Consider the following 22,531-nt stretch of genomic DNA (forward strand, 5'->3'; position numbering starts at 1 on the left):
ATTAAGCATGAATAAAATTTTATGAATGGATATTCAAATGAAAATAATAGCATATTCTGTTAGAGATGAAGAGATAGAAATATTTAATTCTATTTCATTTAATCTTGGTTTTGAAATAAAATTAGTTTCTCAGCATTTAACAGAAGATAATATAAATCTTGCTGAAGGATTTGATGCTGTAATATTTACAGGTTCAGGTACTGTAAATAGAAAAGTATTAGAGATGATGAAGAAGTTTAATATTAAATTTGCTTCAACAAAGTCTGCAGGGACGGATAATATAGATTTAAAATCGGCAAAAGAGTTAGAAATAAAATTTGCAAATGTTCCAAGCTATTCTCCAAATTCAGTAAGTGAATATGCTATTTTGTGTGTTCTTGCTCTACTTAGAAATTATAATAAATATATAACAAGAATCAATAATCAAGATTTCACAATAAAGAATTTACTTGCTAAAGAAATAAGAAATCAAGTAATAGGCGTAGTAGGTGTTGGAAAAATAGGTTCACTTACTGTAAAACATTTAAGCGGATTTTCTCCTAAAAAAATACTTGTAAATGATGTGTTTGAAAAAGATGAATTAAAAGCTATAGCTGAATATGTTTCTTTAGATGAAATATATAAAAATAGTGATGTGATAATTTATCATATTCCATTATTAGAAGAGACAAGGTATTTGATTAATGCTCATTCTATATCAAAGATGAAAGATGGAGTAATTATAATTAACCTTTCAAGAGGAGAAATATTAAACACTAAAGATGCTTTAGAAGCAGTAAATAGCGGAAAAATATCAGCAATGGCATTAGATGTTTATGAGAATGAGAACAAATATTTTAGATTTGATTATAGAGAAAAATATATAGAAGATGAACATTTTGCTGCTCTTTTAAGACATCCTAATATTATTGTAACACCTCATATAGGATTTTTTACTGATGAAGCTGTAAAGAATCAAATAGAAACTTCATTAAACAATGTATCAGAATTTTTAAAAACTAATAAGTGCCAAAATGAAATAATTATTAAATAAAAAAATAAAAAATAAAGGAGTACAAAAATGAAAATAGGATTTATAGGATTAGGTATTATGGGAAAACCTATGAGCAAAAATTTGTTAAAAGCAGGACATGAGCTCATAGTTTATAACAGATCAAAGGCATCTGTTGAAGAATTAGTAAAAGAGGGAGCTAAATCAGCTAATAATCCAGCAGAAGTAGCTAAAGAATGTGATGTTATAATAACTATGCTTCCAAATTCTCCCCAAGTTAGAGAGGTTTGTTTAGGTGAGAATGGAATTATAGAAGGAGCTAAAAGCGGAACTATAGTTGTAGATATGAGTTCAATAGACCCAGTAGAATCAAAAGCTATAGGTGCAGAGCTTTCTAAAAAATCTATAGAACTTATTGACGCTCCAGTATCAGGAGGAGAACCTAAAGCTATAGACGGTACTTTGTCTGTGATGGCAGGCGGTAAGAAAGAAATTTTTGATAAAGTTTCTGATTTATTAAAACCTATGGCTTCTTCAGTAGTTTATGTAGGAGAATTAGGTTCTGGAAATGTTGCTAAATTAGCTAATCAGGTTGTAGTAGCTATCAATATTTCAGCAGTTTCTGAAAGTTTAATTTTAGCAAAAAAATTAGGTGCAGATCCTGAATTAGTTTATAAAGCTATAAGAGGCGGACTTGCAGGGTCTACAGTTATGGACGCTAAAGCACCTATGATGCTTGAACATAATTTTAAGCCTGGCTTTAGAATTGAACTTCATATAAAAGACTTAAATAATGCTTTAAATGCTTCTCATGCGGTAAACTCTTATTTGCCTTTAACTGCTCAAGTTATGGAAATAATGCAGTATCTAAAATCTGATGGATGTGCTGCTGATGACCATAGTGCTATATTAAAATATTATGAGAAAATCACAAATGTTTCTTTAAAAAAATAATACGGGGATAAAATATTATGAGTATTGATATAAAAATTGAAAAAATGGAAATATATCCAGTAGCTGGTAAAGACAGCATGCTTTTAAATTTAAGCGGTGCTCATGCTCCATACTTTACAAGGAATGTAGTTATATTAAAAGACAGTGAAGGAAAAATAGGAGTAGGAGAGGTTCCAGGCGGCGAAAAAATTACTAAAGGTCTTGAAAGTGTAAAATCAATAGTTGAAGGAAGCCGCATAGGTGAATATAAAAATACTCTTATAAAAATACAAAATTCTTTAAAAGATGAAAACGACGTAAGAGGCTCTCAAACATTTGATTTAAGAACCGGCGTACATGTTATGACAGCAGTTGAAGCTCCTTTATTAGATTTATTGGGTCAAACATTAGGAGTATCTGTTGCATCTCTTTTAGGAAACGGACAATTAAGAGATAAAGTATTAATGTTAGGATATTTGTTTTATGTAGGTGATAGAAACAAAACAGATTTAGAATATTATCATGATGATAATGCACCTAACAAATGGTACAAAATAAGACATGAAGAAGCTCTCACTCCAGAAGCTATAGTTGAACTTGCTAAAGCATCAAAAGAATTGTATGGCTTTAATGATTTCAAATTAAAAGGCGGAGTTTTAGAAGGTAAAGAAGAAATAAAAGCTATAAAAGCTTTGAAAAAAGCATATCCTGAGGCAAGAATTACATTAGACCCTAATGGCGGATGGCTTTTAAAAGAGGCTATAGAAATATGTAAAGATATGCATGGAATATTAACATATTGTGAAGACCCATGCGGTGCTGAGGGCGTATTTTCAGCAAGAGAAATAATGGCCGAATTTAGAAAAGCTACAGGACTTCCTACCGCTACTAATATGATAGCAACAGATTGGAGAGAAATGAGCCATTCTATAATATTGCAATCAGTAGATATCCCTTTGGCTGATCCTCATTTCTGGACTATGTCAGGTTCTGTAAGAGTAGGACAGCTTTGTAATGACTTTGGTTTAACTTGGGGCTCTCACTCTAACAACCATTTTGACATTTCTTTAGCTATGTTTTCTCATACTGCTGCTGCTGTACCTGGTAATATTAATGCTATAGATACTCACTGGATATGGCAGGAAGGCATAGAGAGATTAACAAAAGAACCTTTAAAAATAGAAAATGGATATGTAAATATACCTAAGAAACCTGGTTTGGGTATAGAACCTGATATGGATCAAATATTAAAAGCTAACAAATTATATAAGGAAAAATGTTTGGGTGCTAGGGACGATTCTATAGGAATGCAGTATTTAATTCCTAATTGGAAATTCAATCCTAAGAAACCTTGTCTAGTAAGGTAATAAATAATAAAAAAATATATATTAAAATCAAAGAGGTATAAGTATGGATGAAGCAACAAGAATGATATTAGGGCTTATTTTAGGTGTAGGCATAATGATATTTTTGGTAATGTTTACAAAAATACATACATTTATAGCCCTATTAATAGCTGCCATGATAACTGGTATTATAGGCGGCATGCCGATAACTGATATAACAAATGCAGACGGCAAAAAAATAACAGGATTAATAACAGCAATACAGTCTGGTTTTGGCAACACTTTATCAAGCACAGGTATTATTATAGGATTAGGTGTTATGATGGGCGGGGTATTAGAGAAATCAGGCGGAGCTGAAAGGCTGGCATTTACATTTATAAAATTTATTGGTAAGAAAAAAGAAGAATGGGCTTTAGGTATTACAGGTTTAATTGTATCTATACCTGTATTTGCAGATTCAGCACTTTTAATTTTTGCTCCATTATTGAAAGGTATGTCTCAAGTTACAGGAAAGTCTGTTGTAGGTTTGGCACTTGCTTTGGCTGCAGGTTTACAGCTTTCTCACTCATTGGTACCGCCTACACCAGGACCTTTAACTGCTGCAGGTCTTCTCAATGTAGATATGGGAGCCATGATACTTACAGGAATTGCAGTATCTATTATTCCTTTAATAGCTGCGATATTTTATACAAAATGGCTTGGAACAAAAATATATCAAATACCAAATGAGCAAGGCGGATTTGATAAAAAAGAATTTAAAGCAGAATATATACGTTCTATGTCAGAACTTGAAAAATTAATGGGCTCTAAAGAACTTCCTTCATTTGTTATGTCATTAGCTCCTATAGTAGTTCCTTTGATATTGATTTTTGCTAAAACTATATTAGATGTATCAAATGCAAAACTTGGAGTTTTAAATAGTATAATAGATTTTTTAGGAAGCCCTGTTGTTGCTTTGATGATAGGAACACTTATTGCTATTTACGGACTTGCTTTTAAAGACAGTAAAAAAGATGTGTTAAAAGTTTTGGAAGATTCTGTAAAATCAACAGGTATGATAATGCTTATTACAGGAGCAGGCGGATGTTTAGGAAATGTAATTAAAGTAAGCGGACTTGGGGATGTTTTAGGTGATGTAGTTGTTAATTTGCCTATACCTGCTTTGCTTATACCTTTTGTTATAGCTGCTTTAATGAGAATAGCTTTAGGTTCTGCTACTGTTGCTATAACTACTGCTGCTACTTTAACAGCACCTTTGATGGGTGATTTAGGAACTTCTCCTATATTGTTGGCTCAGGCTTGCTGTGCTGGTGCTATATCATTTTCATATTTTAATGATAGCGGATTCTGGGTATTTAATGGTATGTTTGGTGTAAGCGAATTAAAAGATCAGGTTATGTGTAAATTTACTGTATCTATGATAATGTCGCTTTTAGCTTTAGCAGTATTATTTGTTATGCAAATATTTATTAAATAAGAATAATTTATTATATAAAAATAACCTATTAGAAAGGATATAATTATGAGTTTTCAACCAAAAGGAATTATTCCGCCTATAGTAACACCTATAGATGATAATGGAAATATTAACTATAAAGTTTTAGAAGAGTTATCTATTCATTTAATAGAAGAGGGAGTTCATGGTTTGTTTCCTATGGGAACAACAGGAGAATTTTATGCTGTTGATGAAGAGGAATACATAAAAGTATTAGAAACTGTAAAAAAAGCGGCAGCTGGAAGAGTACCTGTTTACGGGGGAGTTAATAGCATATCAACAAAAGGTGCTTTAAGATTATTAAAAATATGTGAAGATGTAGGAATGGATGCCATTTCTGTATTGACACCTATGTTTATATCTCAAACACAAGATGAATTATATCAACATTATAAAACTATAGCTTCTCATTCATCATTGCCTATAGTATTGTATAATAATAAACCTAAGACTAATGTTACTATAGAGTCTAGTACAGTAGCTAAGCTTGCTAAGATAGATAATATAGTTGGTGTAAAAGACAGCACTGGAGATATGACTAATACAACAGAATATATTCGTTTAACTAGAGATAATGAAAATTTTAATGTTCTTTTAGGAAGAGATACTTTAATATATGCTGGTTTATGCTGCGGTGCTAAAGGTGCTATAGCATCATGTGCTAATGTTGCTCCTAGATTAACTGTTGATATATATGAGAAATTTATGGCAGGAGATTTAAAAGGCTCATTAGATGCTCAATTTGCACTTGCTCCTATTAGAATAATAAGTAATATGGGAACTTTCCCAGCAGTTATTAAAGAAGGATTAGTTCAGCAGGGAATTAATGTAGGAAAATGTTTGGACCCTATACAGAAACTTAAAGATGATGAAATAGAAAAATTGAGAGCTGTACTAAGAGAAGCAGGATTAATCAAATAAATTATTATTAAATTGATTTGTAAAAAGAGGATTATAATGAAAAAATCTTTTATAAAAATTAATGAAAATGATAATGTAGTTGTAGCAATAAAGGATTTAAAGGAAGGCGAATATATCGATGAGGGTTTTAAAGTTAATTCTAATATACCTCAATCACATAAGATAGCTTTAAAAGATATAAAAAAAGATGAGGCTATTATTAGGTATGGTATTTGCATTGGTTTTGCTTTGCAGGATATAAAAAAAGGCGATTGGGTGAATGAGCATATATTAAGACTTCCTTTAGCTCCTAAATTAGAAGATTTAGTGTTTACTGAAAATATTGTATCTAATCTTCCTAAACCTTTAAGAACTACATTTGAAGGCTATGATAATCCGGGAAGTAAATTTGCAGGTACAAGAAATATACTTGCTATAAGCACAACTGTACAATGTGTTGCTGGAGTTTTAAATGTGGCTGTGAAAGAGATGAAGGAAAAACTGCTTCCAAAATATAAAAATGTAGATGATATAATTGCTATTAATCATGCTTATGGATGCGGGGTTGCAATAAATGCTAAAAATGCTGATATTCCTATAAGATCTTTAAGGAATTTAGTAAAAAATCCTAATTTCGGTTCTGAGGTTATGGTGGTAGGGCTTGGATGTGAAAAGCTTACTGTAGATATGCTTTTAGATGAAAATTTAATTAATGAGGATAATGTTATTATATTACAGGAAAAGAAAGGTTTTCATAATATAATGAATTCTCTCATGGAAATGGCAGAGAAGAAACTTGAAAAATTAAATCAAAGAAAAAGAACAACTTTGCCTTTATCTAAACTTTGTATAGGTATGCAGTGCGGGGGCAGTGATGCTTTTTCTGGTATTAGTGCTAATCCTGCAGCAGGTTATGCTTCAGATATGCTTGTATCAGCTGGAGCTACAGTAATGTTTTCTGAAGTTACGGAAGCAAGAGATGGTGTGCATATATTAGCGGCAAGATGCAAAGATGATACAGTAGGAAAAAAGCTCGCTTCAGAAATGAAATGGTATGATGATTATTTAGCTGTAGGAGAGGCTGATAGAAGTGCTAACCCTACTCCTGGAAATAAAAAAGGAGGACTTGCTAATATAGTTGAAAAAGCTATAGGGTCTATTGCAAAATCTGGAACAGCTCCTATAGTAGAAGTACTTTCTCCTGGTGAAATCCCTACTAAACATGGCTTGATATACGCTGCTACTCCTTCTAGTGATATAGTATGCGGACCTTCTCAGTTAGCTTCTGGGATTACTTTGCAGGTATTTATGACAGGAAGAGGTACGCCTTATGGATTAGCTGCTGCTCCTGTTATAAAAGTATCATCAAGAAATGATTTGAAAGACATGTGGAGTGATTTAATAGATTTTAGTGCTGGAGATATTGTTACAGGAGAGGCTGATATAAAAGAGGTTGGAGAAAGGCTGTTTAATGAAATATTAGATGTGGCAAGCGGAAGAAAAAAAACATTTACAGAGCAATATCATCTTTATAATGATATGTGTATATTTAATCCTGCTCCTATTACATAATAATTTATGTACGATAGAAAATGAAAGGAATGTTAAAATTCTTTTCATTTTCTTATATATAATCAATTTCTATTTATTTTTAATTTTATAAAAACACATTATAGTATATAATACTTCATAATAATTAAGAGGAAATCTAATGAAAAAGATAATAATAATACCAGATTCATTCAAAGGAAGTGCTAGCAGTATGGAAGTTTGCAGCTGCATAGAAAGAGGCGTATTAAAAGTATTTAAAAATGCTATTATAAAAAAAATACCGGTTGCTGATGGCGGAGAGGGAACAGTTGATTCTATAATTTATGCAGCAGGCGGAAATATAAAAAAGGTATATGTAAAAAATCCATTAGGTGAAACTATAGAAGCGAAATATGGTATTATTAGTAAAGATAAGGCTGTTATAGAAATGGCTGAAGCGTCAGGAATTACTTTAGTTGATGACAATGAAAGAAATCCTTTGAAATATTCAACTTATGGAACTGGAGAGCTTATAAAAGATGCTTTAAATAGTAATATAAAAGAAATATTAATAGGTATAGGCGGAAGTGCTACTAATGATTGCGGTATTGGAATGGCTAGTGCTTTAGGATATAGATTTTTAGATAAAGATAATAATGAACTCAATGCTATTGCTGAAAATATGATAAAGGTTGCTTACATAGATGACAGCAATGTAGGTAAAAGAATATTTGATATAAAAATAAAGGTTGCTTGTGATGTGAAAAACCCACTATATGGTGAAAATGGAGCTACTGCTATATATGGAAAACAAAAAGGTGTTACAGAAGAAAGCTTTCAGATACTTGATGACGGACTTAAAAATATAGCAAGAATTGTTAAAGAAAAATTTAATAAAGAAATAGACTATATAGAAGGATCAGGTGCTGCTGGAGGGCTTGGAGGCGGTCTTGTTGCCTTTTGTAATGCTCAATTAAAAAGCGGTATTGATGCTGTGCTTGATATTATAGATTTTGAGGAACAAATAAAAGATGCTTCTCTTATTATAACTGGTGAAGGTGCTATTGACGGTCAGACAAAAAAAGGTAAAGTGCCTGTAGGTGTTGCAAGAAGAGCTTCTAATACTCCTGTAATTGCTATAGTAGGTGATATAAGAGATGGAGCTGAGGCAGTTTATGATATGGGAATTGTATCTATTATGCCTGCTTTAAAAAGAGCTATGCCTCTTGAGGAAGCTATAAAAAATTCTAAAGCACTAATAGAAGATGCTGCAGAGAGAGCCTGCAGATTTATAAGCATTAATTTATAAAATCTTTATACGTATATACAAATAAGAATATAATAATAAAATATTATATTCCTATTTGTTTTTATATATCTTTTTTGGCTATATTTTATTTTAAATATTTTCATACAATTAAATGTATATTAAATAAAAATGAACAATTTATTCAGAATCCCCGCCCTTTATTCTTTATTGTATATTTAAAATTATAACTTCATTTATATTTCAAACTCAAATAATAAAAGCACACCCGCCCAAGTATTAATTAGATTTTTAAATTAGTTTACCGCACGGTGAGCAGATTTTTTAATATAAAAAGAGTTGCATTTTTAATTTCACTATATTTTTTATTTGGCTCAGCGTGCGTTGTGAAATTTTTAAATTAAAAATCTGCTTGGGTGGGTACTATAAATTCTAATACAACAATAAAGAAATAAAAAATAGAAATAACAGATAAAATAAAAAAGCATAAAGGGTGGGGAATTAGAACAAATTTAAAAAAATAAAAGCCCCTTATAACTTTAAGAGGCTTTATATTTATAACTTATTTATAAATTATTCTTCAACTTTCAAATGAAGCTCTTCTAATTGGTCGGCATCAACAGTAGAAGGACAGCTGCTCATCAAACATTGTCCCTTCTGAGTTTTAGGGAATGCTATAACTTCTCTTATGCTGTCTTGTTTTTGTAATAACATTATAACTCTGTCTATACCAAAAGCCATACCGCACATAGGAGGAGCACCATATTTTAAAGCATCAAGTAAGAAACCAAATCTTATTTTAGCTTTCTCTTCATCTATGCCTAAAAGTTTGAATATAGTAGCCTGTACTTTGCTGTCATATATACGCTGACCGCCACCGCCTATTTCGTTACCGTTTAATACCAAGTCATAAGTATCACTTCTTACTTTTAAAGGCTCACTTTCAAGTATGGCAACATCTTCAGGTACTGGGGCAGTGAATGGGTGGTGAGTAGCTGATATTCTCTTTTCTTTGTGATCATATTCAAATAATGGAAACTCTACTACCCATAAGAAGTTTAATTTGTCTTTATCTATTAAATTTAATTTCTCAGCAACTCTTAATCTTAAATTACCTAAAGCATCGAATGTAACTTTTGGAGTATCAGCAACAAAAAATAATAAGTCGCCTTTTTCTGCTTTTGTAACTTCTAAAATTTTCTTTTGATTTTCTTCAGAGAAGAATTTAACAATGTTAGACTCAAGTCCGTTTTCAGTAACTCTCATCCAAGCAAGACCTTTAGCACCAAATATACCAACATATTTAGTAAAGTCGTCAATATCTTTTCTGCTTAATTTATCAACTCCGCCTTTAGCATTTAAACATCTTATTATAAATTTGTTTTCTAAAGCATTTTTAAATACTGCAAAATCACATCCTCTAACAGCATCTTCAACATTGATAAGTTTTAATTCAAATCTCGTATCAGGCTTGTCGCTTCCATACATTTCCATAGCATCATAATAATTTAATCTAGGGAATGGTGTAGGTAAATCAATGCCATAAACATCTTTAACTATATTATAAACAACTTTTTCCATTATAGATAAAAACTCATCAGTATTAAGGAAAGAAGTTTCAATATCAACTTGAGTAAATTCAGGCTGTCTGTCTGCCCTCAAATCTTCATCACGGAAACATTTAGCAACTTGATAATATCTCTCAAAACCGCCAATCATAAGTATTTGCTTAAATATTTGAGGAGATTGAGGTAATGCGTAAAAATCTCCAGCGTTTAATCTTGAAGGAACAAGGAAGTCTCTCGCTCCTTCAGGAGTGCTTTTATTTAATATAGGAGTTTCAACATCTATAAAACCATTATCAGCTAAATGTTTTCTAAAAGCATTAGTGATTTCAAATCTTTTATATAGGTTATTAAATACTTTATTTCTTCTTAAATCTAAATATCTGTATTTTAATCTTATATCTTCACCAGTATCAATATCATCTTCAAGCAAAAAAGGAGGAGTTTCAGAAGTATTTAAAAGCTCCATTTTCTCAACCATAACTTCTATTTCACCAGTAGGAATTTTAGGGTTAATCATCTCTTCGCTTCTTGCTCTTACTTTACCTTCAACGCTAATAACATATTCGCTTCTTAAATCTTGAGCGTTATTATGTGCTTCTTTGCTTATTTCAGGGTTGAATACTATTTGTACAAAACCTGTTCTGTCTCTTAAATCTACAAATATTACACCGCCATGATCTCTTCTTCTTAACACCCAACCGGCTAATTTCACTTCTTTACCGATATCGTCTTTTGTTAATATTCCATTATAGGCACTTTTAAAACGCATATTAGTTCCTCTTAAAAAAATTATTTATTTGATTATTAAAAATAAGTTATACTTCTTTTAGTTTGAATAAACATGATGATTATATTATATATAAGTATAAAAATCAATAATTAAAAATACTTAATTTAACGGCATATAGATGTTTGGAGGTTTTAATATTAAAAATATATAGTATTGTTATATTTTATGTAATAAAAACTTGAATTTAGTGAAAATATGTTCTATATTAAACTACAAATAATAAAAACTAAATATATTTTAATAAAAGGATTTTTATGGAGTCATTTTTTAAGAGCGATGCTAGTATTTTAGCTATTATTTTTTTGATAACTTCATTAGCATTATTAGGTCAGCAGACAAAATTAGGTAAAATTTTAGGACCTGCTTTAAGCGTAATATTATTGGGTATATTTTGTACGAATATAGGATTAACCCCTGTGGATCATAATGTATATGGTGTATTTTTTACATATTGTGTTCCTTTGTCTATTTCTATAATACTAATGGGTGTGGATATTAAGGCTTTATTAAAATTATCAAGAGAACCTTTTATAGCTATGCTTGTTTCTGTTCTTAGTGTTTCTTTTTTGGCTTTTCTTTTCGGATTGATATTTGCGAGAGAGATAGAAGATGGGTGGAAAGTTGCTGGAATGTTTGTAGGAAGCTATACAGGCGGAAGTCCGAATTTAACTGCTATAGCTACTGCATTAGGAACGAGCAGAGAAGCAATAGCTGCTGCCAATGCTGCTGATTATGTAGTTGGTACACCTGCTGTTATTTTTTATATGTCTCTTCCTCCTATATTAAAGGCATCAAAATTGTTTAATAAAGTTTGGCCTTATTCTTTTACAGAGGAAGAACTTGCCAAAGATGATGGTCAGGGTGAGTTTTTAGGAAACAAGGAATGGAGCATTAAAGAGATTTCTTCATTAATAGCAATAGCAATGATAATAGTTGCGGTGTCCACTTTTGTAAGCCAATATTTTCCAGATAGTTTTAAAGGCTCTGCAAGAATAATCTTAATAAGTACAATTTCTTTGATATTATCAAGATTCCCATTTATAAGAAAACTTAGGGGTAATAATGATTTGGGGCTATTTTTCTCATTGCTTTTCCTCACAGTGTTAGGTCTTACAATTAATTTAAAAGGTTTTTTAAGTTCCACACTATATATAACAATATTCTGTGCTTTAATAATAATATTTTCTATGATTTTCCAATGGGTTGTTTCGAGAATATTAAAGATAAAATATCAGTATGTATTATTAGCTACTGTTGCAGCTGTTTGGGACGGACCAACTTCGGCTTTGGTTGCAGGAGGAGCAAAGTGGAAATCTTTAATGTCTATTGCGATTATAATGGGTGTTATGGGAGGTATTTGCGGAAATTATTTGGGAATCACTGTTGCTTTTTTAATTAAAAATGCGTTAGGATTATAAAAGATTATATAGTTGTTTTATTGAATTTTGATGGTTTGGCATTATATGTAAAAATGTTTGTATTTTTTGATAAATATAGTTTTTATATAGAATGTAAAACCCATTATTTATATTTTTTAATATATTTAATTTTTGTAAATAAATTTCAGATTAGTTTAAAATCTAAACAGATTATAATCTATTATATAAATTTTAATATATGTAATATTGACAATAATCAATTTTTTTGTACTATATTATAATACAATAAAATTGAAGGATAAGAAGATAAATAAAAAAAGATTAGACAATAAAGTAAAGTTTAAAGATTATGATGCATATATTTCCATTTGCGGTGCAGAGGATAAAAATCTTCAAGCTTTAGAGAATAAATTTAATGTTTCAATATATCCTAAGGGAAATGAATTAACAATAGAGGGTAATTATTCAAATATAGAAGATACTCTCAAGGTAATATATATACTTAAAGACATGTATATTTCTAATACCGAGATTTCTTTAGAAAAAGTTATTAATATATCGGACAATATATTTAAAGAACGTGAGAGTTCTTTAATTAACATGCGTATAAAACTTCCATATCTTGGAAGAAACATAGAGATGAAAACAATATCTCAGGGTGAATATTTAGAGAAGATGATTTTTAATGATATAGTTTTTTCTACGGGTGCTGCGGGCACTGGTAAAACATTTCTTTCGGTTGCTTATGGTATAAGTTTGCTTGCAGAAAATAAAATAGAGCGTATGATAATAACAAGACCTGTTGTTGAGGCAGGGGAGAGTTTGGGATATTTGCCGGGGGATTTTAAAGAGAAGATTTCACCATATATGAGACCTGTATATGACGCCTTGTATAGTCTTTTGTCTAGTGATATAATATTAAAATACACAGAAGAGAACAAAATAGAAGTTGCTCCTTTAGCTTATATGAGAGGAAGAACTTTAAGCAGGGCTTTTATAATACTTGATGAGGCACAGAATACTACAGTTGCACAGATGAAGATGTTTTTAAGCAGGATTGGTGAAAAGTCTAAGGCTGTTATTACTGGTGATATTAGTCAGAGTGATTTGCCTAAGAATGTAAAATCTGGCTTGGAGCATTCTATTAAAATATTAAAAAATATAGAAGGCATAGCTTTTCATTATTTTGATAAAAAAGATGTGATAAGGCATAGGTTAGTTTCTAAAATATTAGAAGCCTATGATAATGCTGATAATATAAATGTGTAAAATTAATGGATAAAATTTATTATGAACACGAATAAAAAAATTATTAAATCTATAATTAATAAAACTCTCAATATGGAGAGAATATTTCAATTATTAATAGCATTAATTTTGTATATAATAACATTAGTTTTAGTATTTCCAACTTATATGCAAAAAATTACAATACCGTCTATTGGTGAAACTGTAAAAGAGCCGTTGATTGCAAAAAGCAACATTAAATATAAAAATGTTGAAGAAACTCAAAGATTAATAACATATTTGCAAGCCAATGTAAGACCTATATTTGAAATGCCTGAGAGCATACAAAAAGAATCTTTATTAAAAGTCAGCAATATGTTTAATTTTATTGGAAGTTTTGATACTAATAATGTTTCTCTTGATGAGATGTATGAGGCTGTAACATCTAAATATAATTTAAATATCAATAAGACAATTTTCTCTAATGCTATTGTTAATAAAGATAATATTGGATATGAGGCAAAAGTTGTAGATACGCTTAAAAGTTTATTTGAAGTTGGGATAATATCTAAAAGGAATTTAACTCCTGAAACTTTAAGATTGATACTTAATAATGGCATATTTATTTATAAGTATAATGATTATGTTGTTGAAGAGAGAATAGCTGCAAAAAACAGAATATTCTTCTTAGAAAATTTAAGAAACGAAATTAGCTCTATTTTAGGAAATAGATATAATGATTTGAATGTATTTCATATCAATACAATATCTTCTATAATAAATGTTTTTTTGGTGGATAATTTAATTTATAATTCTGAGAAGACGCAGGAGGAGATAAATAAGATTCAATTATCTGTAGAGCCTATATATACAACAATAAAAGCTGGTTTTCCAATATTAGAAGAGGGAGAAAGGGTTACAGAGGATAAGGTAAAGCTTTTAAAATATATTTTAGATAATAGCAGTTTTTTTGAGTACAATATAAGGAATTTGATAGGTCAGGGATTATTTATATTGATGCTATTTGCTTTTGTGGGATACATTATTTTTAAATATAAAATAGAGTTTTACACTAATTTTAAGAATTTTATTTTATTTTCGCTTGAATATTTGCTTATTATTTCTATAGCATATTTTATAAGCAATTATGTATCAGATAAACTTATAAATATACCTTTTTATATATACACTTTTATACCAATGTTTTCTATGCTCAATACTTTGCTTGGGGCAAGAAGAGGAATTTCGGCTATTGTAACTGTATGTATTACTCTTTTAGCTGCCAATATGGTGCAGGCTGATGTATATGAGTTTTTCTCGCTATTTGTAATATCTATGATAACTTCTATTGCCACTAAGAAAATTAATAACAGAAATGGTGTTTTGTGGTTGGGTATTCAAATAGGAGTATCTTTAAGCATAGTATCATTAATTAATGCATTTATTGCTGATGATTTTAGCTTTAATTATATGATTTTTGTATTTGCTTTTGCAAGCGGTTTAATACAGGCAATACTTGTTATGATTATTCTTCCTATTTGTGAATATTTGCTCGAAACAGCTACTATATTCAGACTTCAGGAGTTGGCAGATTTGAACAACCCTCTTTTAAGGCAGCTTCAAATCAATGCTCCGGGCACTTATCACCATTCTATTAATATGGCTAATTTGGTAGAAGCTATAGCCGATGAAATAGGAGAAGATGGAAGATTAGCCTGCGTATCTGCATATTATCATGATATAGGTAAAATAGAAAATCCATTATACTTTATAGAAAATACAAATAAAAATGATAATAGACATAATAAATTAAAGCCTACTTTATCTGCTGCAATAGTAAAATCGCATGTTCGTTTTGGGGTGGAAATAGCAAAAAAATATAGGCTTCCGAAAGAGATAATAGCAGCCATAAAAGAGCATCATGGCACTAGTTTAATAAAATATTTCTATGCTGATGCCTTAAAAGAAGACCCAGATATAGATGTAAGTTTATTTACTTATGGCGGACCAAAGCCTCAATCTAAAATTACTGCTATTTTAATGATATTAGATTCTATAGAGGCAGCAAGCAGAACTATAGATAATCCTACCAAAGAAAAATTATCTTCACTCATAGACAGCATAGTAAAAAGTAAAATGACAGAAGGCGAATTGAATGACAGCGGACTTACATTGCAGGATATTGAAACTATTAAGAGAATAAGTTTACAGAAAATTTTGATTTCGTTGCATGAAAGAATAAAATATCCAGAGCTTCCAAAAGATATAGGCAAAGATAATAATAAAAACGAAAAGACAGAAAAAGCAGAAAACACCGAAAAAAATACTAAAACAGATATTAAAAAAGTTTCAAAAACTAAAGAAAGATTTATTAAAAATGACGGCATAAAAAAAGATGCTGTCAATAAAGATAAAGTAAAGAAATAGTATGAAGAATGTTCATGTTTTTAACAATACTGATTATGATATTGATTTAAATATTTATAGATATTTTTTATATCATGCTGTAAAAGCTGCCAATATTGATGGGGAAGTAAATTTAGTTTTTTCTGATGATGATTATATAAGAGGATTAAATAAGCAATTTAGAAATAAAGACAAAGCAACAGATGTATTAACTTTTCCTATGGGAGAAGCTAATGACGGCGGAGATATTGTTATTTCTTATGAATGGGTTTTAGATAGATATAATGAAGATAAAATAAAAATGACTATTATAAAATTGATAGTTCATTCTATACTTCATTTGCAAGGCATACATCATAATTATACAGAAAAATCTCTTAAAAAAAATTATAAAAAAATGAGAGAATTATATAAAAAAGTAATTGAACATATAAAAGGGAATTATAATAATGCCAATAAAAAAAATACTAAAAAAAATAGTTAAAAAAAATAAAGATAATACTAATGAGAAAAGTCATTATATTAATTTAAGTTTATTAACAGAAGAAGAGAGAGAGATTGTAATAAATACTATTGAACTTAAAAGCAAGAATGTAAAAGACATCATGATACCGAGAGTTGATGTAAATATGCTTCATATAGATACAAGCTATGAGAAGGTGATTAAGGCTTTTAACAAAGATAGAAACTCGAGGATACCGGTTTATAAAGATGGTATAGATGATATTGTTGGTGTGCTTTATGTTAAGGATTTAGTGGATATTGATGAAAAAACTTTTAATTTGAAGAAGATAATACACAAGGCTTTTTTTGTTCCTATATCAATTTCGCTTATGGAGCTTTTAAAGAATTTTAGAACTAAGCAGATTCATATTGCTATGGTTGTTGATGAGTACGGCGGATTTTCTGGGATTGTTAGTATGGAAGATGTACTTGAGGAGATTGTAGGAGATATTCGAGATGAGTTTGATGAGGAAGATGATGATGAAGTGAAGAGTAATGATGATGGAAGTTTTTTAGTTGATGCGAGAATGAGGATAGATGAAATTAATAAATATGGAATACTTCCGGATATACCAGATGATGATGCGGATACTGTTGGAGGATTTTTATTTTCTTATCTTGGAAGGCTTCCAAAGAGAAATGAGGCTATTAAATATAATGGTTATTCTTTTACTGTTGTTGGAAAGAGCGGAAATATTGTTACAAAGATTAGAATAGAGAAACTAAGCAAGGAAGCCCAAGAAAAAATAGAAAATTTAGAAAATAATGAAGAAACTGAAAAATGAATATATATGAAATTAAAGAAAGAGATGAAATTATTATAGATAAATTATACAAATTATGGGAAAGTTCTGTAAGGTATAGTCATTTGTTTTTAAGTGAAGATGATATAAAAAATATTTCAAAGTATGTAAAGCCTGCCATAATTAATATAAAGCATTTAATTATAGCTGAATATGATAATAAGATTATAGGTATGATGGGAATAGAAAATCAAGTATTAGAAATGCTTTTTTTATATCCAATGAGCATAGGCAAGGGTTTTGGGAGAGCTTTAATAGAATATGGTATAAATAATTATGGTATAAAAGAAGTTACAGTTAATGAACAAAATACAAATGCATTAGACTTCTATAAACATATTGGATTTAAAGCTTATAAAAGAAATGAATATGATGAATTAGGAAACAATTTTCCTATTATATATATGAAGTTATAATTTGTATATTCATAGCTAAGCATCTTATATAATATTCTAAATATATGCATTAATTTATTTTTTATTTCTCTTGCATATAGACTTGCTGTTATAAGTTTCTTGATGTATATGAAAATTTTTTATGATTACTGTTTTTAATTAAAAATAATAAATCAATAAATAATTCAATATTAAAACGGCTTTACAAAAAGTGTTTATTTTAGTATAATTATCTAAGTATAGTTTTAGGGAGAAATAATAAATGACAGACAAAAAATTTTATATCACAACTCCAATATATTATCCTTCAGATTATTTACATATAGGACATTGTTACTGTACCATAGCAGCAGACACTATGGCAAGATATAAAAAGATAATGGGTTATGATGTTTATTTCTTAACAGGAACCGATGAACATGGAGAAAAGATTCAAAGAAAGGCAGAAGAAGCTAAAACTACTCCCAAAGAATATGTTGATAACATTGTAGATGCTACAAAAAAATTGTGGAAAAGACTTCATATAGATTATAGTCATTATATAAGAACAACAGATGATTATCATGAAAGAAGAGTACAGAATATATTTAAACAGCTTTATGATAAAGGATATATTTACAAAGGTTCATATAAGGGGCTTTATTGTGTAAGCGACGAAGCATTTTTTACAGAGAGTCAGGTTGTAAAAAAAGATGATGGAAAATGTTACTGCCCTGATTGTGAGAAAGAATTAGAGTATAAAGAAGAGGAATGCTATTATCTTAAACTTTCTGAGTTTGGAGATTGGCTTATAAATTATTATAAGGAACACCCAGAGTTTTTAGAGCCTAAAGAGAGACAAAACGAGATGCTTAAAAACTTTTTGCTTCCCGGTCTTGAGGATTTAGCTGTTACTCGTAAAGGCTTAAATTGGGGTATACCTTGCCCTATAGATAATGAGCATAGTATATATGTATGGATTGATGCTTTATCAAACTATATCACAGCTTTAGGCTATAGTGAAGAAGATGAGCTATATAAAAAATATTGGCCTTGTGATGTTCATTTTGTTGGTAAAGAGATTGTTCGTTTCCATGCTATTATATGGCCTATAATGCTTAAAATGCTTGATATACCGCTTCCAAAAAAGGTATTTGGTCATGGTTGGGTGCTTTTTGATGATGGTAAGAAGATGAGTAAGAGTAGGGGTAATGTTGTTGATCCTAATACTTTGATAGATAAATATGGCGTTGATGCTTTAAGATATTTCCTTATGAGAGAGATTAATTTTGGTGTTGACGGGTTTTATTCACAAGAACTGTTCTTAAAGAGAATTAATAGTGATTTGGCTAATGATTATGGCAATTTATGGCATAGAATTAGCTCTATGCTTGGAAGATATTTTAATGGTGTTCTTCCAGAAGAGGTTGAGAGTGTTTATTCTGACAGAGAGAGAGAATTAAAAAAGGCAGTGCTTACTTTAGATGCTAATGTAGAATCTGCTTTAGACAGTTTTAAGTTTCAAGAGGCTTTGTTTAACATTTGGGAAGTTATAAAAATGGTGAATAAATATGTTGAAGAGAGTGCTCCTTGGAATCTTGCTAAAGATGAAACTAAAAAAGACCATTTAGCTAATGTTATGTATATATCTTGTCAGGCATATTATATAGTAACTGCTTATTTACAGATATTTTTTGTGGAAACTCCTAAAAAGGTATTTAATAGATTAGGTCTTGGAGACAGTGTGCCTTTGGAAGATGCTAAGAAGTGGGGCTCTTTAAAAGCTGGTATAAAGGTAGAAAAAGGAGAGCCTTTATTTAATAGATATGATATAGAAAAAGAGATAGGTGCTTCTTTAGAAGAAAACAAAAAAGAAGTTAATCCGCCTAAAGAAGATAAACATAAGCCTTATATAGAAAAAGAAGATTTTGAAAAGTTAGAATTATTAACTGCTACAATAGTTATTGCTGAGAAAGTTGAAAATGCTGATAAGCTTTTAAAGTTTGTAGTTGATATAGGCGGAGGCGAGCAGAGAGTAGTAGTTTCTTCTATTGCTGAGTATTATAAACCAGAGGATATGGTTGGAAAGACTGTGCTTTATCTTGCTAATTTAAAACCTAAGAAGTTTAGAGGGGTTAATTCTCATGGTATGCTTCTTTTGGCAGATAACGGAGAGACTCTTTCTCTTATGGTAACAGAGAAAGGTTTTAAATCTGGATGCGAAGTAAATTAAATATAAAAAAATGAAAAATAAAACTTTTAATGAAAGCAAATTAAGAAAAAAGCTTCAAAAAAATAAACTAAATCAAAAACAAAAAAAATTAATAAAGAAAACAGTATTATATTTTTTGTTAATAATATTCATTATTGGTGTTGGTTTTGTTTTTAATAAAGCTAAGGTTTTGAGAGTTGAAATAAGAGGGCTTAAATTAATAGCACCTATTACTGTGATAGAAAATTCTAATTTGAGCGATTATAATAATAAAAGTTTATTTTTTATACCAAAAAAAGAGATAAAACAAAGAATAGAAAAAAATATCATACTTCAAGTAGAAAGCATAAAAGTATCTTTTCCAGATTTACTAATTATAAACATTAAAGAGAGAGAGACTTTATTTTTAGCAGAATCTCAAAATGGCATATACGAAATTACTGATGACGGTTATATTATAAGAAATTCATCTATTTATAATTATGATGTTCCATATATTACAGGTTTAACCATTACTTCAACAAATGAAAAAATAGAAAACGATTATACAAAATATTTAAGAAGCGTTTTATATGAATTAAAAACTAATAACTATGATATATATAATCTTATTTCAGAGATAAATGCTTTTGGAAAGGATTTAATACTTTATCCGAGGGGCTATCAGGTTCAGGTGATATTAGACAAATATGTTACTGCTAATAAATTTGTTGATCTTGCGGCAATATTAAAAACGGTGCATGACCAGGCTACTTTAACTTATAGAATAGATTTTAGATTTAATGAAGCTATAATTAATTAAGGTTTATATTTATGAGAGTATCAGCAAAACATATTGATAAATTAGAAGACGATGAAGTTTTTGTATTTGGAAGCAACACAGAAGGTATGCATGCAGGCGGTGCGGCAAGAATGGCTATGGAATGGGGAGCTATATATGGCAAGGCTTTTGGTCTTCAGGGTAAAACTTTTGCTATTCCTACGGTTGATTATAGAAGAAGCGGAAAGATGGGTGTTGATGAAATAAAAAAATATGTTGATGAGTTTTTAGATTTTACTATAAAAAACAAAGATAAAAAATTTCTTGTTACAGAGATAGGCTGCGGCATAGCGGGATTTAAAGTATCAGAAATAGCTCCTTTATTTAGAAAGGCATTAGAATATAATAATGTGTATTTGCCTGAGAGATTTATTAATTATTTAAAAGAGAATAATTGATATACTAAAAATTTTAACTTAGTAAAAAATAGAAGTATTATTTTATATTTTATTAATATTCCAAATATATAAAGCTAAAGCACTTGCACTTTTTGCAACTTTTTGCGGCGGGAAAAAGTTGAATAAAATAAAAACCTACATAATATAAAAAAAATTATTTGTTTAAATTAATATATTTGCATGGCTTTGCCCCCTGCGAAGCGTGCCCGTAGGGTAGCACCCCAGTTCTTTTACCGAGTAGGTACCTTTCGGTATTGGTATAAAAGAACCAAAAGAACTGCATTTTTATTATAAATTTTATAATTTAATTGTGCATTAAAATGCACTCCTCCGCACGACTAAGAAGTTATAATTAAAGCATAGCATTACTGTGCGGCAAGGTGGTACAGCTCGTACGTGGGAAAAAGTTGAATAAAATAAAAAATTATAAAAATTAAATATTATAACAAAACACAATCAATTATATTTTATTCCTTATCCTTTATAACATTGAAATGTATAAAAGACATCATATTTAAAAATACATATAATATCATCAAACTAGCAATTACAAGCTCTATTATAGCAACATATCTCCATATATAATAATATTCTCCTCCAATAGATTTTGAATAGTTAGCAAATTTCAAAAGAGCCTGTGCACCTATTGCAAGAGGGAAAGTGTATGCTGCAAATAACGGTATAAACTTTATTCTAAAAGCTTTTATTAAAGATAAATAAACTTTAAATGTTGTAATTAAACCTAATGCTAAAAACAAATTAAGTATAGCAGTGTTGTATGTTTGAAATGCAGTTAAATATCCGCATAAACATAAATTAGCAGGTGCCCCCATTACAGCGAAAGCAGGAAACTTATCTTCAGCTAAAGGTTCATGGAAAATAATTCTATAGAAAATAAAAGGAAACATTATTATATATATAACCATTCCTATATAAACTATATACTGTGATAAAGTAGGAAAACCCATAGCACTTCCGCTTACAGAAGCTACAACTATACCAATAGGCGGAACAAACCAACTTGGCACCATATTATGTCTGTCTTTTAAGTTTATTCTATGAGCTATAAAAGTGATTGCAAATATTGTATGTATCACTATAGCTGTAAGCCACATAGCAATACCAAGCGGTCTTATAAATTGTACTACAGAGCTTGATATTACCATAATAGCCATATCTAAAGTAGGTATTGTGCTCCCTGCTACTGGGTGCTCTAAGTCTTTAATAAATGCTTTGAAAGATGAAAATATTTTTGTTATTATTGTAAGTATTAATACAGATGATATTATAGCTCCAATGTATGCAAAATATTTTTTTCCTGTAAATATAGTCCAAGCGTTGAATATACCGCCTACGCCAAGTGCTAAACCTGTAAGTGCTGTAGGCATTTTGTTTATTTTGTTTATCATAATAAAATTAAAAAAGAATTATAATAATAATTCTTAACTCCTTATATTGTGTAAAAATATTATATATTAAAAATCAGAAAAAATCTATTTTTTAATTGCTATAAATATGTTTAGGAGCCATACATATTGCACGTTTTTTAGTTTAAAAAAAGCAGGTATTCCTTATAATTTAATTAACT

General features: G+C 29.7%; 18 protein-coding genes. 16 read left to right on the plus strand and 2 right to left on the minus strand.

Annotated elements, in window-relative coordinates; genetic code table 11:
• Positions 1 to 37 precede the first annotated feature (37 nt).
• The 7 genes from Q0H31_RS01230 to Q0H31_RS01260 all read left to right on the plus strand — a co-directional run bounded on the left by Q0H31_RS01230 (position 38) and on the right by Q0H31_RS01260 (position 8,504).
• Positions 38 to 1,033, plus strand: coding sequence for an NAD(P)-dependent oxidoreductase (locus tag Q0H31_RS01230; RefSeq protein ID WP_295295199.1), 996 nt, complete (start codon positions 38 to 40; stop codon positions 1,031 to 1,033).
• Between the two features lie 27 nt (positions 1,034 to 1,060).
• The gene (gene garR / locus Q0H31_RS01235; RefSeq protein ID WP_295295201.1) at positions 1,061 to 1,945 is read left to right on the plus strand and encodes a 2-hydroxy-3-oxopropionate reductase; all 885 of its coding nucleotides are present in this window, start codon (positions 1,061 to 1,063) and stop codon (positions 1,943 to 1,945) included.
• Positions 1,946 to 1,962: 17 nt separating this feature from the next.
• The gene (locus Q0H31_RS01240) at positions 1,963 to 3,291 is read left to right on the plus strand and encodes an enolase C-terminal domain-like protein (RefSeq protein ID WP_295295203.1); all 1,329 of its coding nucleotides are present in this window, start codon (positions 1,963 to 1,965) and stop codon (positions 3,289 to 3,291) included.
• A gap of 43 nt (positions 3,292 to 3,334) precedes the next feature.
• Positions 3,335 to 4,747: a gluconate:H+ symporter gene (locus Q0H31_RS01245; RefSeq protein ID WP_295295205.1), complete on the plus strand. Its 1,413-nt coding sequence runs from the start codon at positions 3,335 to 3,337 to the stop codon at positions 4,745 to 4,747.
• 45 nt (positions 4,748 to 4,792) lie between these two features.
• A complete protein-coding gene (locus Q0H31_RS01250) occupies positions 4,793 to 5,686 on the plus strand; it encodes a dihydrodipicolinate synthase family protein (protein WP_295295207.1) in 894 nt (297 codons plus the stop codon).
• Positions 5,687 to 5,722: 36 nt separating this feature from the next.
• Positions 5,723 to 7,237 carry a galactarate dehydratase gene (gene garD / locus Q0H31_RS01255; protein ID WP_295295209.1) on the plus strand — a complete coding sequence of 505 codons (1,515 nt, stop codon included), beginning with the start codon at positions 5,723 to 5,725 and terminating at the stop codon, positions 7,235 to 7,237.
• A 139-nt stretch (positions 7,238 to 7,376) separates the two neighbouring features.
• On the plus strand, positions 7,377 to 8,504 hold the full coding sequence (locus Q0H31_RS01260; protein WP_295295211.1) for a glycerate kinase: 1,128 nt from the start codon (positions 7,377 to 7,379) through the stop codon (positions 8,502 to 8,504).
• Between the two features lie 531 nt (positions 8,505 to 9,035).
• Here Q0H31_RS01260 and aspS read toward each other — a convergent pair.
• Entirely contained in the window at positions 9,036 to 10,799 is a 1,764-nt protein-coding gene (gene aspS, locus Q0H31_RS01265) for an aspartate--tRNA ligase (RefSeq protein ID WP_295295212.1), read from the minus strand.
• 275 nt (positions 10,800 to 11,074) lie between these two features.
• Between aspS and Q0H31_RS01270 the strand changes: the two genes are divergently transcribed.
• The 9 genes from Q0H31_RS01270 to Q0H31_RS01310 all read left to right on the plus strand — a co-directional run bounded on the left by Q0H31_RS01270 (position 11,075) and on the right by Q0H31_RS01310 (position 20,943).
• Positions 11,075 to 12,238, plus strand: coding sequence for a DUF819 family protein (locus Q0H31_RS01270; RefSeq protein WP_295295214.1), 1,164 nt, complete (start codon positions 11,075 to 11,077; stop codon positions 12,236 to 12,238).
• A gap of 252 nt (positions 12,239 to 12,490) precedes the next feature.
• The gene (locus Q0H31_RS01275; protein WP_295295216.1) at positions 12,491 to 13,468 is read left to right on the plus strand and encodes a PhoH family protein; all 978 of its coding nucleotides are present in this window, start codon (positions 12,491 to 12,493) and stop codon (positions 13,466 to 13,468) included.
• 21 nt (positions 13,469 to 13,489) lie between these two features.
• Positions 13,490 to 15,853: an HDIG domain-containing metalloprotein gene (locus Q0H31_RS01280; protein ID WP_295295218.1), complete on the plus strand. Its 2,364-nt coding sequence runs from the start codon at positions 13,490 to 13,492 to the stop codon at positions 15,851 to 15,853.
• A gap of 1 nt (position 15,854) precedes the next feature.
• Positions 15,855 to 16,316 carry an rRNA maturation RNase YbeY gene (gene ybeY / locus Q0H31_RS01285; protein WP_295295220.1) on the plus strand — a complete coding sequence of 154 codons (462 nt, stop codon included), beginning with the start codon at positions 15,855 to 15,857 and terminating at the stop codon, positions 16,314 to 16,316.
• Positions 16,282 to 17,121 carry a hemolysin C gene (gene tlyC, locus Q0H31_RS01290; protein WP_295295222.1) on the plus strand — a complete coding sequence of 280 codons (840 nt, stop codon included), beginning with the start codon at positions 16,282 to 16,284 and terminating at the stop codon, positions 17,119 to 17,121. Before ybeY ends, tlyC begins: the two co-directional genes overlap by 35 nt.
• On the plus strand, positions 17,118 to 17,555 hold the full coding sequence (locus Q0H31_RS01295) for a GNAT family N-acetyltransferase (protein WP_295295225.1): 438 nt from the start codon (positions 17,118 to 17,120) through the stop codon (positions 17,553 to 17,555). The genes tlyC and Q0H31_RS01295 overlap by 4 nt, the downstream gene beginning before the upstream one ends.
• A gap of 241 nt (positions 17,556 to 17,796) precedes the next feature.
• Complete coding sequence (gene metG, locus Q0H31_RS01300; RefSeq protein WP_295295227.1) at positions 17,797 to 19,746, plus strand: methionine--tRNA ligase; 1,950 nt, start codon at positions 17,797 to 17,799, stop codon at positions 19,744 to 19,746.
• Positions 19,747 to 19,756: 10 nt separating this feature from the next.
• Entirely contained in the window at positions 19,757 to 20,527 is a 771-nt protein-coding gene (locus Q0H31_RS01305) for an FtsQ-type POTRA domain-containing protein (protein ID WP_295295229.1), read from the plus strand.
• A gap of 11 nt (positions 20,528 to 20,538) precedes the next feature.
• A complete protein-coding gene (locus tag Q0H31_RS01310) occupies positions 20,539 to 20,943 on the plus strand; it encodes a hypothetical protein (RefSeq protein WP_295295231.1) in 405 nt (134 codons plus the stop codon).
• Between the two features lie 467 nt (positions 20,944 to 21,410).
• On the opposite strand, the gene Q0H31_RS01315 is transcribed toward Q0H31_RS01310, so the two are convergent.
• Complete coding sequence (locus tag Q0H31_RS01315; RefSeq protein WP_295295233.1) at positions 21,411 to 22,352, minus strand: TDT family transporter; 942 nt, start codon at positions 22,350 to 22,352, stop codon at positions 21,411 to 21,413.
• Positions 22,353 to 22,531 lie beyond the last annotated feature (179 nt).

The organism is uncultured Brachyspira sp. (genome assembly GCF_934747485.1).
Lineage (GTDB): Bacteria > Spirochaetota > Brachyspiria > Brachyspirales > Brachyspiraceae > Brachyspira.

What these genes read in the sequence shown, in the direction of transcription:
- Q0H31_RS01230 (WP_295295199.1), top strand. Translation starts at nt 38, where the DNA reads ATGAAAATAATAGCATATTCTGTTAGAGATGAAGAGATAGAAATATTT.
- garR (WP_295295201.1), top strand. Translation starts at nt 1,061, where the DNA reads ATGAAAATAGGATTTATAGGATTAGGTATTATGGGAAAACCTATGAGC.
- Q0H31_RS01240 (WP_295295203.1), top strand. Translation starts at nt 1,963, where the DNA reads ATGAGTATTGATATAAAAATTGAAAAAATGGAAATATATCCAGTAGCT.
- Q0H31_RS01245 (WP_295295205.1), top strand. Translation starts at nt 3,335, where the DNA reads ATGGATGAAGCAACAAGAATGATATTAGGGCTTATTTTAGGTGTAGGC.
- Q0H31_RS01250 (WP_295295207.1), top strand. Translation starts at nt 4,793, where the DNA reads ATGAGTTTTCAACCAAAAGGAATTATTCCGCCTATAGTAACACCTATA.
- garD (WP_295295209.1), top strand. Translation starts at nt 5,723, where the DNA reads ATGAAAAAATCTTTTATAAAAATTAATGAAAATGATAATGTAGTTGTA.
- Q0H31_RS01260 (WP_295295211.1), top strand. Translation starts at nt 7,377, where the DNA reads ATGAAAAAGATAATAATAATACCAGATTCATTCAAAGGAAGTGCTAGC.
- aspS (WP_295295212.1), bottom strand. Translation starts at nt 10,799, where the DNA reads ATGCGTTTTAAAAGTGCCTATAATGGAATATTAACAAAAGACGATATC.
- Q0H31_RS01270 (WP_295295214.1), top strand. Translation starts at nt 11,075, where the DNA reads ATGGAGTCATTTTTTAAGAGCGATGCTAGTATTTTAGCTATTATTTTT.
- Q0H31_RS01280 (WP_295295218.1), top strand. Translation starts at nt 13,490, where the DNA reads ATGAACACGAATAAAAAAATTATTAAATCTATAATTAATAAAACTCTC.
- ybeY (WP_295295220.1), top strand. Translation starts at nt 15,855, where the DNA reads ATGAAGAATGTTCATGTTTTTAACAATACTGATTATGATATTGATTTA.
- tlyC (WP_295295222.1), top strand. Translation starts at nt 16,282, where the DNA reads ATGCCAATAAAAAAAATACTAAAAAAAATAGTTAAAAAAAATAAAGAT.
- Q0H31_RS01295 (WP_295295225.1), top strand. Translation starts at nt 17,118, where the DNA reads ATGAATATATATGAAATTAAAGAAAGAGATGAAATTATTATAGATAAA.
- metG (WP_295295227.1), top strand. Translation starts at nt 17,797, where the DNA reads ATGACAGACAAAAAATTTTATATCACAACTCCAATATATTATCCTTCA.
- Q0H31_RS01305 (WP_295295229.1), top strand. Translation starts at nt 19,757, where the DNA reads ATGAAAAATAAAACTTTTAATGAAAGCAAATTAAGAAAAAAGCTTCAA.
- Q0H31_RS01310 (WP_295295231.1), top strand. Translation starts at nt 20,539, where the DNA reads ATGAGAGTATCAGCAAAACATATTGATAAATTAGAAGACGATGAAGTT.
- Q0H31_RS01315 (WP_295295233.1), bottom strand. Translation starts at nt 22,352, where the DNA reads ATGATAAACAAAATAAACAAAATGCCTACAGCACTTACAGGTTTAGCA.